This is a genomic window from Streptomyces sp. NPDC107546, assembly GCF_055639175.1.
Genome location: NZ_JBVKBA010000002.1, coordinates 22,715 through 36,661, shown reverse-complemented (window position 1 = coordinate 36,661; position 13,947 = coordinate 22,715). Strand labels below are relative to the sequence as shown.

Genomic DNA, 13,947 nt, shown 5'->3' with positions numbered 1-13,947 from the left:
AGCAGGAGGGCACCCGGCGCCACGCTCAACGGCTGTATCGCATCAGCGCCCGCACCATGTGGCACGTCGTGTCCGACGGCGGCCGTATCCCGACCCGCTCCGCCGTGCTCCGTATCGTCTCGTTGTGCGCCTGGTTCGGTACGTACACGCCGGAGTCGAGCAGGGCGATGGCGAGGCGCATCGCCTTCAGGCGCCGGTTGTGGGTGACGTACCACTCGCGCGGCCGCCCCGGTGGGAGCGGTCGCTTGGCCACCGGTGCGTACGGCAGGTCCAGCTGGACCTGCCGCCTCGCGGTGGACCGGGTCGGCTTCGGCTTGGTTGCGGCAGCGGGCACAGGCATCCTCCTGTCGCGGTCAGGGTGGTGCCGGACACCCCGGCGCCTCCCTCGAACACTGCTTCTATTTTACTGCCGACCACTGACAAAAGCCCCTGGCCACAGGCCATTTGAGCCAGGTTGTGACACCGGTGAGAAGGGGTGTGTCGGCTACCGTGTGGGGCATGGAGATCTGGATCAACCCGGCCTGCTCGAAGTGCCGCAGCGCCCTTACCCTGCTCGATGCCGAGGGCGCGGACTACGCCGTGCGCCGCTACCTGGAGGACGTGCCGACCGAGGACGAGATTCGCGAGGTCCTCGACCGGTTGAACCTCGAGCCCTGGGACATCACACGCACCCAGGAGACCGACGCCGAGGAACTGGGCATGAAGGAGTGGCCGAGGGACGCGGCGTCGCGCGACCGGTGGGTGCGTGCGCTCGCCGAGCACCCGCGGCTCATCCAGCGGCCGATCATCACCGCCGACGACGGTACGGCCGTGGTCGGACGCACGGAGGAGGCCGTACGGGACGCCCTGTCCCGCTGACGCCGACTCCCCTGTGACGTACGTTACTTCGCTGACTCCTGTAAACCGCTGAGTAACTCCGTTCGGTATCTCGTACATAGCGGCGTACCTATCGCGTCCGGTCGCCGGTGACGGCGGCCGGGGACAGGAGTCGCGCATGTCGCGTAGGAGAACCCTCAGTCCCAAGAAGAAGATCGCGTTGGCGGTCACCGCCGTGGCCGTGGCCGGCAGTGGGGCCTTCGCCCTCGCCGCCACCTCGAACGCGGCGAACGTGCAGAACGCGTCGACCTCGACGGTCTGTCAGGGCCTGGCCACCGCGCTCGGCAACAACGAGTCGTTCATCGCCGCGCAGAAGGCCAACCCGGACGCCCAGTCGGCGGCGCGGATCGCCAACCGCGAGGCGGTGGTCGCCGAGATCAAGCGGAAGCAGGAGGCGTCCGGCTGCCAGGTCGGGGAGTCGATCCAGGCGGGCGGATCGGGATCGGCGCAGTCCGGCGGCGCCGCGCAGGCCGGGGGGTCGGCTCAGGACCCCCAGGCCTCGCAGGCCGCCACCACCGCGCCTGCCACGACCGCGCCCGCGAACAACACGGGAGGCGCCGGCACCGCTGCTTCAGGCCAGCAGGTCTGCAAGGGCTCCACGGTGACGCTCTCCGGTGAGGGCGGCGCCCCGGCCGCGTCCAGCAACCAGTTCCCGGCGGGCACGACCCTGAAGGTCACCAACCTGGACAACAACAAGTCCACGACGGTGAAGGTCACCTCCGTCTCCGGCAGTTGTGTGCTCCTCAACAACGCCGCCTTCGAACAGGTCCGTGAACCCGGCAAGTTCCTGATCCGCCGCGCCCTGATCGAGAAGGTGGGGTGAGGCCGGCGCTTCAGTAACTCCGGGAGGCGGCACGTCACGCGGCTGGGTCCCGCTGTTCGCGGCCACGAGCAGCAGGGCCGGCACGCGGGGCGAGCGCGGCGCGGCGACGCTCGGACGCGGGCCCGTGACCGGTTTCCGGGTCGGGAAGCCGACGGTCGCCTCCTGGAGCCGCGCCGCTCCGCGTGGAGCGGGACCTGAGGTCGGCCACCGCACGGGGGGCGGTGGCCGACCTCACGTGTGCCGAGCCTCGACTCAGCGACGAGGCCGATGGCGTACGCGCCGGGAGTCGATGACGTACTCGCCAGGGGTCGGTGGTGTACGCACCCGCAGTCGACGGCGTACGCGCCAAGGGTCGACGGCGTACGCGCCGGAAGGGGACGGACCGGTCACCGAGTGATTCCCGGCACGGGAGCCCCCGGTAACACGGGGTTCACATCAGAGCAATGGCCGGGAAATCGCCTGTTGACATGCTGCCGGGCATCACCCGGCGCCCCATTGCCGCAGCGCCGCGCCCGCACGACCTCTGCGACTGCGTTGTCGACCGCGCAGTCGAGACCACCCCCGAAGGATGTGGCCCATGGCCTTCAAGGCTGAGTACATCTGGATCGACGGCACCCAGCCGACCGCCAAGCTCCGCTCCAAGACCAAGATCCTGGCCGACGACGCCAAGGGCAAGGAGCTGCCGATCTGGGGTTTCGACGGGTCCTCCACGAACCAGGCCGAAGGCCACTCCTCGGACTGCGTGCTCAAGCCGGTCTTCTCCTGTCCCGACCCGATCCGCGGCGGCGACGACGTCCTGGTGCTGTGCGAGGTCCTCGACACGGACATGACCCCGCACCCGTCCAACACCCGTGCCGCGCTGGCCGAGGTGGCCGAGAAGTTCGCCGCCCAGGAGCCGATCTTCGGTATCGAGCAGGAGTACACCTTCTTCGACGGCTCGCGTCCGCTGGGCTTTCCGGAGGGCGGCTTCCCGGCTCCGCAGGGCGGCTACTACTGCGGTGTCGGCGCCGACGAGATCTTCGGCCGTGAGGTCGTCGAGGCGCACCTGGACAACTGCCTGAAGGCGGGCCTCGGCATCTCCGGCATCAACGCCGAGGTCATGCCCGGCCAGTGGGAGTTCCAGGTCGGCCCGCTCTCCCCGCTCGAGGTCGCCGACCAGCTCTGGGTGGCCCGCTGGCTGCTGTACCGCACCGCCGAGGACTTCGGCATCTCCGCGACCCTGGACCCGAAGCCGGTCAAGGGCGACTGGAACGGTGCCGGTGCGCACACCAACTTCTCGACCAAGGCGATGCGCGAGGGCTACGACGCGATCATCACCGCCTGCGAGGCGCTCGGTGAGGGCTCCAAGCCCCTCGACCACGTCAAGAACTACGGCGTCGGCGTCGAGGACCGCCTCACCGGTCTGCACGAGACCGCCCCGTGGAACGAGTACTCCTACGGCGTCTCCAACCGCGGTGCCTCGGTCCGCATCCCGTGGCAGGTCGAGAAGGACGGCAAGGGCTACATCGAGGACCGCCGTCCGAACGCCAACGTCGACCCGTACCTGGTGACCCGCCTCATCGTCGACACCTGCTGCACGGCGCTGGAGAAGGCCGGCCAGGTCTGATCGGCTCCACACAGCTCCCGGAAGGGGCGCCCGCGTCGTGCGGGCGTCCCTTCCGCGCGTCGGGGGTGCGTGGGCACGCCGGGAAAAAGAGCGTCCAAGCAGTGAGAGGAGGCTCCTGTCACGGTCGTGTGTCTGCTTCAATGAGAACCATGGCCAGCTTCCAGAAGTTCAGCGCGACGGGTCGCCGTGACCTCGAGCCCTTCTGGCCTTCCCGTCAGCACCACGACTTCGACCGGGTGTGTTGTCGCGCGAACACCGCGCGGGCCTCGTAGAGCCGTACACCCGGCAGCCGCACCCCGGCACAGCCGTCCTTCCGGCCTTCGGCCAGCGCGCACGACGTACGTCCCCCGACGAACTTCTCGCGCGAAAGAGCTGACCTCTCATGGCGACCACTCGTTCTCTCTCCACCGCCGCCCTCACCACCACCCCGCCCAACGGCTCGGCACGGCACCGGCTGCGTGCCGTCGACCGGGACGAGGCCGTCGACGTGGCCGACTTCCTGCCGCCGGGCGCCACCTGGCTGCCGGCGCCCCCGCACGCGCTGCCGAGCCTGCCGGGCCGCCCGCCGATGGTCGGCTACCTGGTGCTCGTCCCGGCCGATCAGCAGCCCCCGTTCCCGCCCGTCGCGGTGCCCGACGAGCCGGACGCGGAACAGGCCGTGGGCGCGGACCCGCTCGTCCGCGTCGACACCGGCCGGCGCACCGCCGAGGTGGACGGGCGGCCGCTCGACCTGACCTATCTGGAGTTCGAGCTGCTCGCCCACCTGGTGGCGCACCCGCACCGGGTGCACACCCGGGACCAGTTGGTGACCACGGTGTGGGGCTACGGCCATGTGGGCGACGGGCGCACCGTCGACGTCCACATCGCCCGGCTGCGGCGCAAGCTGGGCGCCGAGCACCGCGAGACCATCCGGACGGTGCGGCGCGTGGGCTACAAGTACGTGCCTCCGAAGGGCCGTTGACCCTCTGCTGACGGCAGATCCCCGTTCCCTACGGCCGCCCGACCGGGCAGAGTCACCGGCATGAGACTTCTGGTACTGGGTGGTACGGAGTTCGCGGGACGGGCCGTCGTGGAGGCGGCCCTCGGGCGCGGCTGGGACGTGACCGTCTTCAACCGAGGGACACACCGACCCCCGGCCGGTGTGCGGGCGTTGCGGGGCGACCGCACTGCGCGCGACGGGCTCGCCACCCTCGCGGAGGGCGAGTGGGACGCCGTCGTCGACACCTGGTCGGCGGCGCCCCGGGCCGTGCACGAGGCGGCGCGGCTGCTGCGGGGCCGCGCCGGGCGGTACGTGTACGTGTCGAGCTGCTCGGTGTACGCCTGGCCCGCGCCAGCCGGGTACGACGAGAGTGCCCCGCTGGTCGAGGGCGCCGAGCCCGACGCCGGCACGACCGACTACGCGCGTGACAAGCGGGGCGCCGAGATCGCCGCCGTCGAGGCCTTCGGCGCGGACCGCTCCGTGCTCGTACGGGCCGGGCTGATCCTCGGCCCGTACGAGAACGTCGGACGGCTGCCGTGGTGGCTGACCCGCATCGCCCGCGGCGGGCCCGTGCTGGCGCCGGGGCCGCGGGAGCTGCCCCTGCAGTACGTCGACGTGCGCGACATGGCCGAATGGATCCTCGGGGCGGCGGAACAGGAGCTCAGCGGGCCGTACAACATGATCAGCCCGCAGGGGCACGCCACCATGGGCGAGCTGCTCGACGCGTGCGTGGACGTGACCGGTGCGGCGGCGGAACTGCGCTGGACCGGGCCGGAGGTGATTCTCGAGGCGGGTATCGAGCCGTGGACGCAGCTGCCGGTGTGGGTGCCGCCGGGCAGCGACATGCACGACTCCCTGCACTCCGCGGACGTCTCGCGGGCGCTGGCGACGCGCCTGAGCTGCCGTCCCGTCGGGAAGACCGTCGCCGACACCTGGGCGTGGCTGCGGGACATCGGCGGCACGGCGCCTATGCGTCCGGACCGCACCCCGAAGGGGCTCGACCCGGAGGTGGAGGCGAGGGTGCTCGCGGGCCTGCCCGGGGGTGTACCGGACACCACCCCCTGACGGGGGCTCGCCCCCGTGACCTCGCCGCCCTCCCCGGCGAGACTGCTGTCATGAACACCTGGCCTGGTCGGTGACGTGCACGAAGCCGTACCAGTACCCGCCGTACCCGGACAACGGCCGCCACAGCCCGGCCGCGACCGCGAACCCCTCCAGCGGGTAGAACAGCAGTACCGCCGGCAGCAGCGCGGTGAGGAACCCCGCCGTCATGTCCACCTGCAACCACCGCAGATCCCTTCAGGCCTACGACTTCGAGATCGCCGCCGCCGTCGAGTCCGGTCCCGAGCTCACCCGCGCGCTGGCCGAACTGACGCCCGACGTCGCCGTGGTGGACGTACGCCTGCCGCCGACGCACACGGACGAGGGCCTGCAGTGCGCGCTGCGGGCCCGCCGGGAGCGGCCCGGGCTCCCGGTGCTGGTGCTGTCGCAGCACGTGGAGCAGTTGTACGCGCGGGAGCTGCTCGCCGACGGCACCGGCGGGGTGGGCTATCTGCTCAAGGACCGGGTGTTCGACGCGGAGCAGTTCGTGGACGCCGTACGACGGGTCGCGGCGGGCGGCACCGCGATGGACCCGCAGGTGATCCAGCAGCTGCTGACGCGGCGTGCGGCGGACGACCGGCCGCTGGCGGGGCTGACGCCCCGTGAGCTGCAGGTGATGGAGCTGATGGCGCAGGGCCGCTCGAACGCGGCGATCGCCGACCGGCTGGTGGTCACCGAGCGGGCGATCGCGAAACACACCTCCAACATCTTCGCGAAACTGGGCCTCGAGGTTTCCGACGACGACAATCGGCGGGTTCTGGCCGTGCTCGCCTATTTGGATCACGGCCACTGAATGAAATTCAAAAGAGTCAGGGTTACCCGCCTCAACTCTCGTTGAGACAGGGCCTTCTGGACCTCTTGCACCCGAATTGCCCTCAGGAACTTCCAAGTTTTTCTCCGGTCCCTGAACACCCCACCGGCCTCCTGCGTATGGGATGGCGCCGCTTCACCCCTGTCGGGCGCCTCCGCCCCGAAAGGAAGTCAGAGGAGTTCCATGGGACGCAACACGAGAAAACGCCGTACGCCGCTGGCCACCAAGGCCATAGCCGCCTCGGCTGCCCTAGCGCTCGGTGGGGGCGGGTTGCTCTGGGCCAACTACTTCGCCTCGGCCCACGAGACGAACAACCAGGCGTGGGGAGGGAACCAGACCAAGGCCGCCAGCGCCCAGGTGGCGACGATCTCCTGCCCGGACGTCGGTCAGAAGCTGACGAACGTGCCGGCGGCGGCACGCAACGGCGTGGCCGCGGAGCTTGCGAACCTCGACAAGCAGATCACCGAGGCCTACTCCCGACTCGCCTCCACGCGCCAGGCCCAGGCGAACGACGCGAGCTTCGTGCAGAACGCGATCGTCGGCCCCCTGAAGGAGAAGCGGGCCGCGACGATCGACCGGATCAGGATCGACGTCCAGCGGGTCGGCGGGACCTTCGACCAGTCGCTGTCCCAGCTCGCCGCCTGTACGACGCTGACCGCCAACCAGACCAACGCCGGCCAGTCCGGCGGCGGACAGCAGCAGAACGGTGGCCAGCAGCAGGGCGGCCAGCAGCAGAACGGCGGTCAGCAGCAGGGCAACAACGGTCAGCAGCAGGGCAACGGCGGCCAGGCCGGCAACGGCCCGGTGGCGGCCGACTTCGTCGACATCACGAAGGTCGCGCCGAACGTCCAGGCCAAGCCGCGCAGGACCGGCAACGCCTCGACGGGTCAGTTCGTCACGCGCTGCGGTGTAAACGCGAACAAGAACCACAACACCGACAACGTGATCGTGGCGCCCGGCGTGGCCAACGGCGCTCACCACCTGCACGACTACGTCGGCAACCAGAAGGTCAACGCCTTCTCGAGCAACCAGACGTTCCTGCAGGGCGGCACCAGCTGCCAGAACAAGAACGACCTGTCGGCGTACTACTGGCCGGTCGTCCGCATCCAGGACGGCACGCAGGACTTCGACCAGAACAAGGACGGCGGCGGCAAGGAAGGCAACGTCGGCCGGATCCTGACCCCCGTCCAGGCGGAGATCAAGTACGTCGGCAACCCGAGCAGCAAGGTCGTCGCGATGCCGCAGTTCCTGCGCATCATCACCGGTGACGCCAAGACCACCACCAACGGTCTGGCGAACGCCAACGCGCACTGGAGCTGCACCGGCTTCGAGAACAAGGTCCAGCTGACGACGCAGTACCCGATCTGCCCACAGGGCAGCAACGTGGTCCGCACGTTCGCCTTCCAGAGCTGCTGGGACGGCCAGAACATCGACAGCGCCAACCACCGCACGCACGTGGCCTTCGCCGACCCGGCGAGCGGCGTCTGCGGGAACGGCTTCAAGGCGATCCCGCAGCTGACGATGCGCCTCGTGTACAAGATCAACCCGCCGGTCATCCAGAACGGCCAGGTGAAGAACGCGTACGCGGTGGACGGCTTCCCGGACCAGCTCCACAAGGCGGCCACCGACCACGACGACTTCATCAGCGTCACGACCGGCGGCCTGGCGAACAAGATCGCCAACTGCATTAACTCCGGTCAGAGGTGCCAGTGAGCCGACTGAGCCGGTGACCCGACTGAGCCGGTGACCCGACTGAGCCGGTGACCCACTGACGAAGGCCGGTGGCGGGATCTCCCGCCACCGGCCTTCGTCGTGTGCCGGCCCGGCCCGGCTCAGCCGCTGTGACCGGCGTGGGAGTGGTGGTCGGCGCCCACCTCGACATCGCCGCCGAGCTTGCCGCGCAGCGCCTTGACCACACCGTCGTCGCCGACGGCGACCCACTTGCGGCCCACGAGGTAGTAACCGCCGTAGTCCTTGGCGTCATTGATCCACTCACGCTGGCCGCGGTCGGTGGCGAAGGTGGCGAGCACGAACTTGCCGTCGGAGTTGGTGCAGATGGCCTGACGGATCTCGTCGGCGTCCGTCTGGATGTTCGGCTTGCAATTCACGTCCGCCGCCAGGTCCTCGAGGCTGCCGGTCGCGGCCGCCGGGACCTGGTCCTGGGCGGCCCCGGACGACCCGCCCGATCCGCCGCAGCCGGTCAGCACCAGCAGGGCGACGACGGCACCGGCCGCCAGCTTCTCGCGCGTCCACCTCATGTGTTCCTCCGGTCCTTCGGCCCATGCCGCTGGGAGCCCCCGCGAGGGACCCTGCCCTTCCGTACGGCTGTGGTGCGTCCGGTGCTCAATGGCGGCACATCTGTGCGACAGTGTGCCGTCGGTACTCGGAACTCGATACGAGGGGGACCAATGAGCGCGCCGGACTGGGAGGAGCGTTTGGCGGCCGCCTGGGCGAGCTTCGACGACTACGCCGAGGAGGACGCCGCGGACTTCCGGGCCGTGATCGACGCCCTCGTCGCCGAACTGCCCGACGACAGCCCGCTCGCGCCGTTCGAGCGGGCCTGCGCCTGGGACTCGACGGGCCACTCGGACCAGGCGGTGCCGCTCTACCGGGAGGCGCTGGCGCGCGGCCTCGACGGCTACCGCGGCCGCCGGGCCAGGATCCAGCTGGCCAGTTCGCTCAGGAACATCGGGCAGCCGGAGGAGGGCGTCAAGCTGCTCACCCCGGAACTCGACGGGCGCTCGGACGAGTTGGACGACGCGGTACGCGCCACTTTGGCCCTGTGTCTGTCGAGCCTGGGCCGCGACCGTGAGGGCCTCGCCCTGGTACTCGGCGCGCTCGCCCCTCATCTGCCGCGCTACCGGCGGTCGATGGCGAACTACGCGCGACTGCTGGTCGACCCCGGCGACTGAGCTCGCCCGGGCGCCCGGGTGCCGGTGACCAACCTCCGTCTCGCTCGTTTTGCCGGACGTGCAGCCACAGGATGTCGCCCCGCGCCCCACTCCGACCTCCGGACCGGTCGTCGACGTCGAGCAGGCCGAGGCCGCGCTCGTCGAGCACTACCCCCGGCTCGTCCGGCTCGCCTATCTGGTGCTGCCGCCGGGCCTCGGCCTCGGCCGCACCCGGCGGGTGCTGACCGCGCACGCCCTCGCCCAGCGGGCGCTGCCCCACGGGCGTGCCTCCACGTCGGTGATCCCGGCCCAGGCGACCGGCCGCGACGGCGACCCCGGGTACTCCTACGTCCGCCTCCGGGTGCTGCGCACGGCACTGGAGGCGGGAGCGCCGTTGCGGCGCGCCGCCTGGCCGAAGCGCTCCCAGCTGCCGCCGCTGCTGCCGCAGGTGTGGGGCCTGAAGCTCTTCCCGCGCTCGGGCGGCGCCGACGAACTCGCCCTCGACCAGCGGCTGTCGGCGCTCTCCGCCCCGGCCCGCGCCGCCTACGTCCTGCGCGGACTGGAGAAGCTCCCCGACGACGAGGTGCGCAAGGTGCTCGCCGCGGCGGGCGTCACGAACCCGGCGGTCGCGGTCCGACAGGCCGCGAAAGTCCCCGTGCAGGAGGCGCTGCTGGACTCCCCCGAGTTCGACCCCTGCTCCCTCCAGGCCCGGCCCACCGACCTGATGCGGCGCCGCCGGCATGCGAAGGCCGCGCTCGCCGCGGCGGCGGCCGTCGCGGTGTGCGGAGCGCTGCTCGCGCTGCCCGGTGGCGGCTGGGGCGCGGACGACGCGGCCGCCCCCTCGCCCGCCCCGAACCCGGCCGCGCAGGCCGCCCTGGACCCGGCCCGGGTGACGGCGGTGCCGCCCACCGCCTGGAAGACCTCGGCGCGCACCGACTTCTCCGTGTGGCCCGCGCGCGGCGCCCTCACCCGCGACCGGGCGCTGCTGCGGCGCGCGCTCACCGCCTGGGCGCGGCCCGGTGAGTCCGTCCGGGTCTCGATGACCCCGGGCACCCCGTCGGGCGCTCCGCCCGGTCCGCCGCGGCTGCTGTACGCGGGGCAGGTCGACACCGCGCGCGTGGTGGTCTTGTACGACGGTCTGCGCATCGTGCGCTACGCCGAGCCGAAGGACGGCTCCCGCGGGGCCGCGCTCGACTTCGCCCGGGTCGACGGGGCGAGCGGAGCCGAGGCGGACGCGGTGGTGCTGGACCGCACCGACGGCAACGTCCGCTATCTGACGGCCCCCTGGGTGACCGGTGCCGTCGAGCGGGACCTGCGCCAGCCGACGGCGAGGACGATGAACCTCGGCATGACCGGCGGGGTGACCGCGCCGCTGGCGAGTCCGGCGCAGCAGTCCGGCTCGTGCTCGTCGTGGAACGTGCTGCAGCTGACCGGCGCTTCGGGCACGCGGCTGCTGAGCGATCTCGGAGAGCTGGTGCCGGCGCACCTGACCGTGGGGCGGCCGGGCGCGCCGGGGGAGGTTTCCGGGGCGACGGCACTGCGCGCGTGGGCGCCCTTCGCCTGCTCGCTGGCGGTGGTGCGGTCGCAGGGCGTGAAGTCGGTGAACGCGTGGGAGTACGCGCGACAGGCGCTGCCGGACGCCTCGGGGGACGCGAGCTGGGCGTGCACGCGGGCGGACACCTGGCGGGGTGACGGGGCCCAGGTGCAGGCGCAGTTCCACACGCCGGGCGGGGCCTCCGGGGTGGTCGCGGCGCAGGCGGAGGACGTGCCGGCGTGCGGTGCGAAGGATGCTCATGTGCTGGCGGGCGTGCTGTGGAAGTCGGCGAAGGGCGACTGGTATCTGCTGGCCGCCGGGGCCGAGGACACCAAGTCGATCCGGGCGACGGGCGGGGTGACCGGGTCGGTGGAAGCCCGGCTGCTGGCCGTGCGCGCGAAGCAGGGAGCGCAGGCGCGGTTGAAGGGAACACTGAAGGACGGAAGGACGATCGGCGCATTGCGGTGACACGACACCTGGCCCGTGCGCTGCACCCGTTCGGTGAGAGACCTGTGATTGAGATGTGAACAACTGCTGCCGTTCAAGGCCCTGTGCGGCTGGATTTGATCGGTAAGGTGTTCGCATGACAACCGGGGTACGCCGCAGACTGGGAGTCGAGGAGCGGCGACAGCAGTTGATCGGCGTCGCGCTCGAACTGTTCAGCCAGCGCTCCCCCGACGAGGTCTCCATCGACGAGATAGCGTCGGCCGCGGGTATCTCGCGGCCACTGGTCTACCACTACTTTCCCGGCAAACTCAGCCTGTACGAGGCCGCGTTGAAGCGTGCCTCCGAGGATCTCGCGGCCCGGTTCGTGGAACCGCAGGAGGGTCCGCTGGGCGCCCGGCTGCTGCGTGTGATGCGCCGGTTCTTCGACTTCGTCGACGACCACGGCCCCGGTTTCTCCGCGCTGATGCGTGGCGGCCCGGCCGTCCCCGCGGACGGAGTCCGCTCAAGGGATGCGGTCTCCCGTACCAACGCGCTCGTCGATGCGGTGCGGCAGGCCGCCTATGTCCAGATCCTTGCGCACCTGCAGGTGCAGAACCCGCCCGCCCGCCTCGAGCTGGTGATCCGCTCCTGGATCTCGCTCGTCGAGTCCACGGCACTGATCTGGCTCGACGGCCGGCGGATCCCGCGCCGGGAGCTGGAGGCCCAGCTGGTGCGCGACTTCGCGGCGCTGACGGCGGTGAGCGCCGCCTACGACGACGAGATGGGCGTGCTGTTGCGCCGCATGCTCGGTGACGAGCCGGCCGACGGCCCGTTCGGCGACCTCGTCGCCCGGCTGGTCACCCTGACGTCCTGAAGGCCCGTCAGCTCTCGAACTTCCGGTACGAGGCGTCCAGGTCCCGCACCTCGGCGGACGCGTGCAGCGCGAGGTCCCCGGCGGGCTTGATGTACTGCCGCAGCAGCTCCAGCGTCGCCTCGGTCAGCCTCGCCTTGGTCTCCTCCGTGCGCCCGGCGAGCAGCCCGAGCGTGACGTGCACGACGGCGTGCCCGTCGGTGTCGGCGCCCACCGTGGTGTCCTCGGTACGGCGGAACTGCGTCTTGCACGCCTCGATCCGCGCGGCCGCGATGTCGACCACCCGGTCGTGGAGCGCCAGCGCGAACGCACGCCGGTCGAAGGCGTCCTGAAGCGGTGCGGAGTAGTCGACGGTGATCTGCGGCATGGGCACTCCTGTTCTAGGGTGGGACGAGGCCACCCTAGACGGTGCCCGTCAGCCGCAGTGCCAGCAGCGCGATGTCGTCCTGCCGGTCCCGGCCGAAGCAGCCGAGCAGCGTGTCGCACAGCGACGAGACGCCGGGCGGGGCGTCGGCGGCGGCCCTGCGCAGGTGTTCCATCGACACGGTCAGGTCGGTACCGCGGTCCTCGATGAGCCCGTCGGTGACCATCAGCAGCCGGTCGGTGGGCCGCAGCACCGTCTCGGTGGGCGGCGGCCGGTCGAGCCCCAGACCGAGCAACGGCCCTTTCGCGGCGGCGTAGGCGGCGGTGCCGTCGTCGCGCACGACCAGGGGCGGAATGTGCCCGGCGTTGGCGATGCGCGCGCGCCCGCTGTCCGGGTCGACCAGTACCAGGCAGACGGTCGCGGTGACGTCCGCGTGGTAGTGCTGGAGCAGCCGGTCCAGCCGCCGGGCCAGGCTCCGCGGGTCCGGGTCCTCCAGGCAGTAGGCGCGCAGCGCGTGCCGGATCTCGACCATGACGGTGGCCGCGTCCAGCGAATGCCCGGCGACGTCGCCCACCGCCGTGAGCACCCCGCCCGCGGTGGTCAGCGCGGCGTAGAAGTCGCCCCCGATCTCGGTCTGCCGGGAGGCGGGCACATAGCGGACGACCGTCTCGACGCCCCGTGTCGGGGGCGCCTTCTGGGGCAGGAAGCTGTGCTGCAGGGTGAGCGCCACATGGCGTTCCACCTGGTACATGAGCAGGGCGTCCGCGGCGAGCGCGATGGCCTCGGCGAGCCGGGTGACCAGCGGGTCGCCCTCGTCGCCCGGGCCGCGCGCGGGCACGGCGAGGCACACGGCCGGTTTGCCCTCCCGGGTCCGCGCCACCACCACGCGGGCGTCCCCGGCATGGCCGGGCCCGAGGAGCCCGGCCGGCCACAGCGGATACGGCACCACGGTGCCGCGGGCCCCGGTGTGCCCGGTGGCCAGGCCGCGGATCAGCCGGGCCACGGTGTCGTGCGCCTCGCCCTCGGGGGGAACGGCGGGCGCACGTGAGCGGGACAGGCCCCGGTGCAGCTCACCGTCCTCGCCGAGCACGAAGACGACCGCGGGGAAACCGGTGAGCCGGGCGGTGCCCTCCGCTGCGGCTCGGACGAGTCCCGTCATGCATCGCGCCGCCTGCACCGAGACGATGGTTTCCGACAGCAGCGTCAGCCGTCGTGCGAGCGCCTCCGCACCGGTGCGCATCCGGGCCCCGCGCACGGCGGCCCGTACGACGGCCTGGATCTCCTCGGGTGCCGCCGGCACCGACAGGTAGGCCTCGCCGCCGGAGTCCAGTCCCCGGCAGCGGATGCCGGGTCCGGCCGAGGCCGCGGAGAAGTGCACGACGGGCAGGGCGGCGGTGGGCGGTGACGACTTGAGCCTGCGGCACAGTTCGAAGCCGCTCATGTCCGGCAGGCCCACCTCGACGAGGGCGACATCGGGCAGGGTGCCGTCGCGTACCCGTGCGTGGAGTTCGGTCAGCGCCTCGCCGCCGCTGGCCACGGGCACGACGTGGTGGCCGGCCCGGGCCAGCACGCTGCCCAGGGCATGGCGGCTGGCCGGCGCGTCGTCGACCACCAGCACGGTGGAGCCCGGGTGTTCGCCGTTGCCGTCCATGAGAGCCGCCCCTC

General features: G+C 71.6%; 14 protein-coding genes and 1 pseudogene. 10 read left to right on the top strand and 5 right to left on the bottom strand.

Going from position 1 to position 13,947, the window contains the following annotated elements; all coding sequences use genetic code 11:
• Positions 1 to 25 precede the first annotated feature (25 nt).
• The gene (locus ACZ7L1_RS02680; RefSeq protein ID WP_471433584.1) at positions 26 to 334 is read right to left on the bottom strand and encodes a hypothetical protein; all 309 of its coding nucleotides are present in this window, start codon (positions 332 to 334) and stop codon (positions 26 to 28) included.
• 164 nt (positions 335 to 498) lie between these two features.
• On the opposite strand from ACZ7L1_RS02680, the gene ACZ7L1_RS02675 reads away from it, so the two are divergent.
• The 5 genes from ACZ7L1_RS02675 to ACZ7L1_RS02655 all read left to right on the top strand — a co-directional run bounded on the left by ACZ7L1_RS02675 (position 499) and on the right by ACZ7L1_RS02655 (position 5,349).
• Positions 499 to 858: an arsenate reductase family protein gene (locus tag ACZ7L1_RS02675; protein WP_471433582.1), complete on the top strand. Its 360-nt coding sequence runs from the start codon at positions 499 to 501 to the stop codon at positions 856 to 858.
• A 136-nt stretch (positions 859 to 994) separates the two neighbouring features.
• The gene (locus tag ACZ7L1_RS02670) at positions 995 to 1,699 is read left to right on the top strand and encodes an RlpA-like double-psi beta-barrel domain-containing protein (RefSeq protein WP_471433580.1); all 705 of its coding nucleotides are present in this window, start codon (positions 995 to 997) and stop codon (positions 1,697 to 1,699) included.
• Between the two features lie 577 nt (positions 1,700 to 2,276).
• The gene (gene glnII, locus ACZ7L1_RS02665) at positions 2,277 to 3,305 is read left to right on the top strand and encodes a glutamine synthetase (protein WP_103843623.1); all 1,029 of its coding nucleotides are present in this window, start codon (positions 2,277 to 2,279) and stop codon (positions 3,303 to 3,305) included.
• Positions 3,306 to 3,687: 382 nt separating this feature from the next.
• Positions 3,688 to 4,266 carry a winged helix-turn-helix domain-containing protein gene (locus ACZ7L1_RS02660; protein ID WP_471433578.1) on the top strand — a complete coding sequence of 193 codons (579 nt, stop codon included), beginning with the start codon at positions 3,688 to 3,690 and terminating at the stop codon, positions 4,264 to 4,266.
• A gap of 60 nt (positions 4,267 to 4,326) precedes the next feature.
• Positions 4,327 to 5,349: an SDR family oxidoreductase gene (locus ACZ7L1_RS02655; RefSeq protein ID WP_471433576.1), complete on the top strand. Its 1,023-nt coding sequence runs from the start codon at positions 4,327 to 4,329 to the stop codon at positions 5,347 to 5,349.
• A gap of 63 nt (positions 5,350 to 5,412) precedes the next feature.
• Here ACZ7L1_RS02655 and ACZ7L1_RS02650 read toward each other — a convergent pair.
• Positions 5,413 to 5,583 (bottom strand): annotated as a pseudogene (locus ACZ7L1_RS02650) (sensor histidine kinase); the annotation flags it as partial.
• Between ACZ7L1_RS02650 and ACZ7L1_RS02645 the strand changes: the two are divergent.
• Positions 5,555 to 6,178, top strand: a complete 624-nt coding sequence (locus tag ACZ7L1_RS02645) for a LuxR C-terminal-related transcriptional regulator (protein WP_471433574.1) — start codon at positions 5,555 to 5,557, stop codon at positions 6,176 to 6,178. The pseudogene ACZ7L1_RS02650 and the gene ACZ7L1_RS02645 overlap by 29 nt on opposite strands.
• A gap of 201 nt (positions 6,179 to 6,379) precedes the next feature.
• Positions 6,380 to 7,909, top strand: a complete 1,530-nt coding sequence (locus tag ACZ7L1_RS02640; protein WP_471433572.1) for a DUF1996 domain-containing protein — start codon at positions 6,380 to 6,382, stop codon at positions 7,907 to 7,909.
• 119 nt (positions 7,910 to 8,028) lie between these two features.
• Here the strand turns inward: ACZ7L1_RS02640 and ACZ7L1_RS02635 are convergent, their stop codons facing one another.
• Positions 8,029 to 8,454, bottom strand: a complete 426-nt coding sequence (locus ACZ7L1_RS02635) for a hypothetical protein (RefSeq protein ID WP_200417050.1) — start codon at positions 8,452 to 8,454, stop codon at positions 8,029 to 8,031.
• Between the two features lie 150 nt (positions 8,455 to 8,604).
• Here ACZ7L1_RS02635 and ACZ7L1_RS02630 point away from each other — a divergent pair, with 150 nt between their 5' ends.
• The 3 genes from ACZ7L1_RS02630 (at position 8,605) to ACZ7L1_RS02620 (ending at position 11,921) form a co-directional block, all read left to right on the top strand.
• Positions 8,605 to 9,108, top strand: a complete 504-nt coding sequence (locus tag ACZ7L1_RS02630; protein WP_471433570.1) for a tetratricopeptide repeat protein — start codon at positions 8,605 to 8,607, stop codon at positions 9,106 to 9,108.
• 58 nt (positions 9,109 to 9,166) lie between these two features.
• On the top strand, positions 9,167 to 11,089 hold the full coding sequence (locus ACZ7L1_RS02625; protein ID WP_471433569.1) for a hypothetical protein: 1,923 nt from the start codon (positions 9,167 to 9,169) through the stop codon (positions 11,087 to 11,089).
• A 115-nt stretch (positions 11,090 to 11,204) separates the two neighbouring features.
• Positions 11,205 to 11,921, top strand: coding sequence for a TetR/AcrR family transcriptional regulator (locus ACZ7L1_RS02620; RefSeq protein ID WP_471433567.1), 717 nt, complete (start codon positions 11,205 to 11,207; stop codon positions 11,919 to 11,921).
• Between the two features lie 7 nt (positions 11,922 to 11,928).
• Here the strand turns inward: ACZ7L1_RS02620 and ACZ7L1_RS02615 are convergent, their stop codons facing one another.
• Together ACZ7L1_RS02615 and ACZ7L1_RS02610 are read right to left on the bottom strand one after the other, a co-directional pair.
• Positions 11,929 to 12,285, bottom strand: a complete 357-nt coding sequence (locus ACZ7L1_RS02615) for a 5-carboxymethyl-2-hydroxymuconate Delta-isomerase (RefSeq protein WP_471433565.1) — start codon at positions 12,283 to 12,285, stop codon at positions 11,929 to 11,931.
• A 34-nt stretch (positions 12,286 to 12,319) separates the two neighbouring features.
• A complete protein-coding gene (locus ACZ7L1_RS02610; RefSeq protein ID WP_471433563.1) occupies positions 12,320 to 13,933 on the bottom strand; it encodes a SpoIIE family protein phosphatase in 1,614 nt (537 codons plus the stop codon).
• Positions 13,934 to 13,947: the final 14 nt, after the last annotated feature.

Excerpts from the sequence above, each read along its gene's own strand:
- ACZ7L1_RS02675 (WP_471433582.1), top strand. The coding sequence starts at position 499 with ATGGAGATCTGGATCAACCCGGCCTGCTCGAAGTGCCGCAGCGCCCTT.
- ACZ7L1_RS02670 (WP_471433580.1), top strand. The coding sequence starts at position 995 with ATGTCGCGTAGGAGAACCCTCAGTCCCAAGAAGAAGATCGCGTTGGCG.
- glnII (WP_103843623.1), top strand. The coding sequence starts at position 2,277 with ATGGCCTTCAAGGCTGAGTACATCTGGATCGACGGCACCCAGCCGACC.
- ACZ7L1_RS02660 (WP_471433578.1), top strand. The coding sequence starts at position 3,688 with ATGGCGACCACTCGTTCTCTCTCCACCGCCGCCCTCACCACCACCCCG.
- ACZ7L1_RS02655 (WP_471433576.1), top strand. The coding sequence starts at position 4,327 with ATGAGACTTCTGGTACTGGGTGGTACGGAGTTCGCGGGACGGGCCGTC.
- ACZ7L1_RS02645 (WP_471433574.1), top strand. The coding sequence starts at position 5,555 with ATGTCCACCTGCAACCACCGCAGATCCCTTCAGGCCTACGACTTCGAG.
- ACZ7L1_RS02640 (WP_471433572.1), top strand. The coding sequence starts at position 6,380 with ATGGGACGCAACACGAGAAAACGCCGTACGCCGCTGGCCACCAAGGCC.
- ACZ7L1_RS02635 (WP_200417050.1), bottom strand. The coding sequence starts at position 8,454 with ATGAGGTGGACGCGCGAGAAGCTGGCGGCCGGTGCCGTCGTCGCCCTG.
- ACZ7L1_RS02630 (WP_471433570.1), top strand. The coding sequence starts at position 8,605 with ATGAGCGCGCCGGACTGGGAGGAGCGTTTGGCGGCCGCCTGGGCGAGC.
- ACZ7L1_RS02620 (WP_471433567.1), top strand. The coding sequence starts at position 11,205 with ATGACAACCGGGGTACGCCGCAGACTGGGAGTCGAGGAGCGGCGACAG.
- ACZ7L1_RS02615 (WP_471433565.1), bottom strand. The coding sequence starts at position 12,285 with ATGCCGCAGATCACCGTCGACTACTCCGCACCGCTTCAGGACGCCTTC.
- ACZ7L1_RS02610 (WP_471433563.1), bottom strand. The coding sequence starts at position 13,933 with ATGGACGGCAACGGCGAACACCCGGGCTCCACCGTGCTGGTGGTCGAC.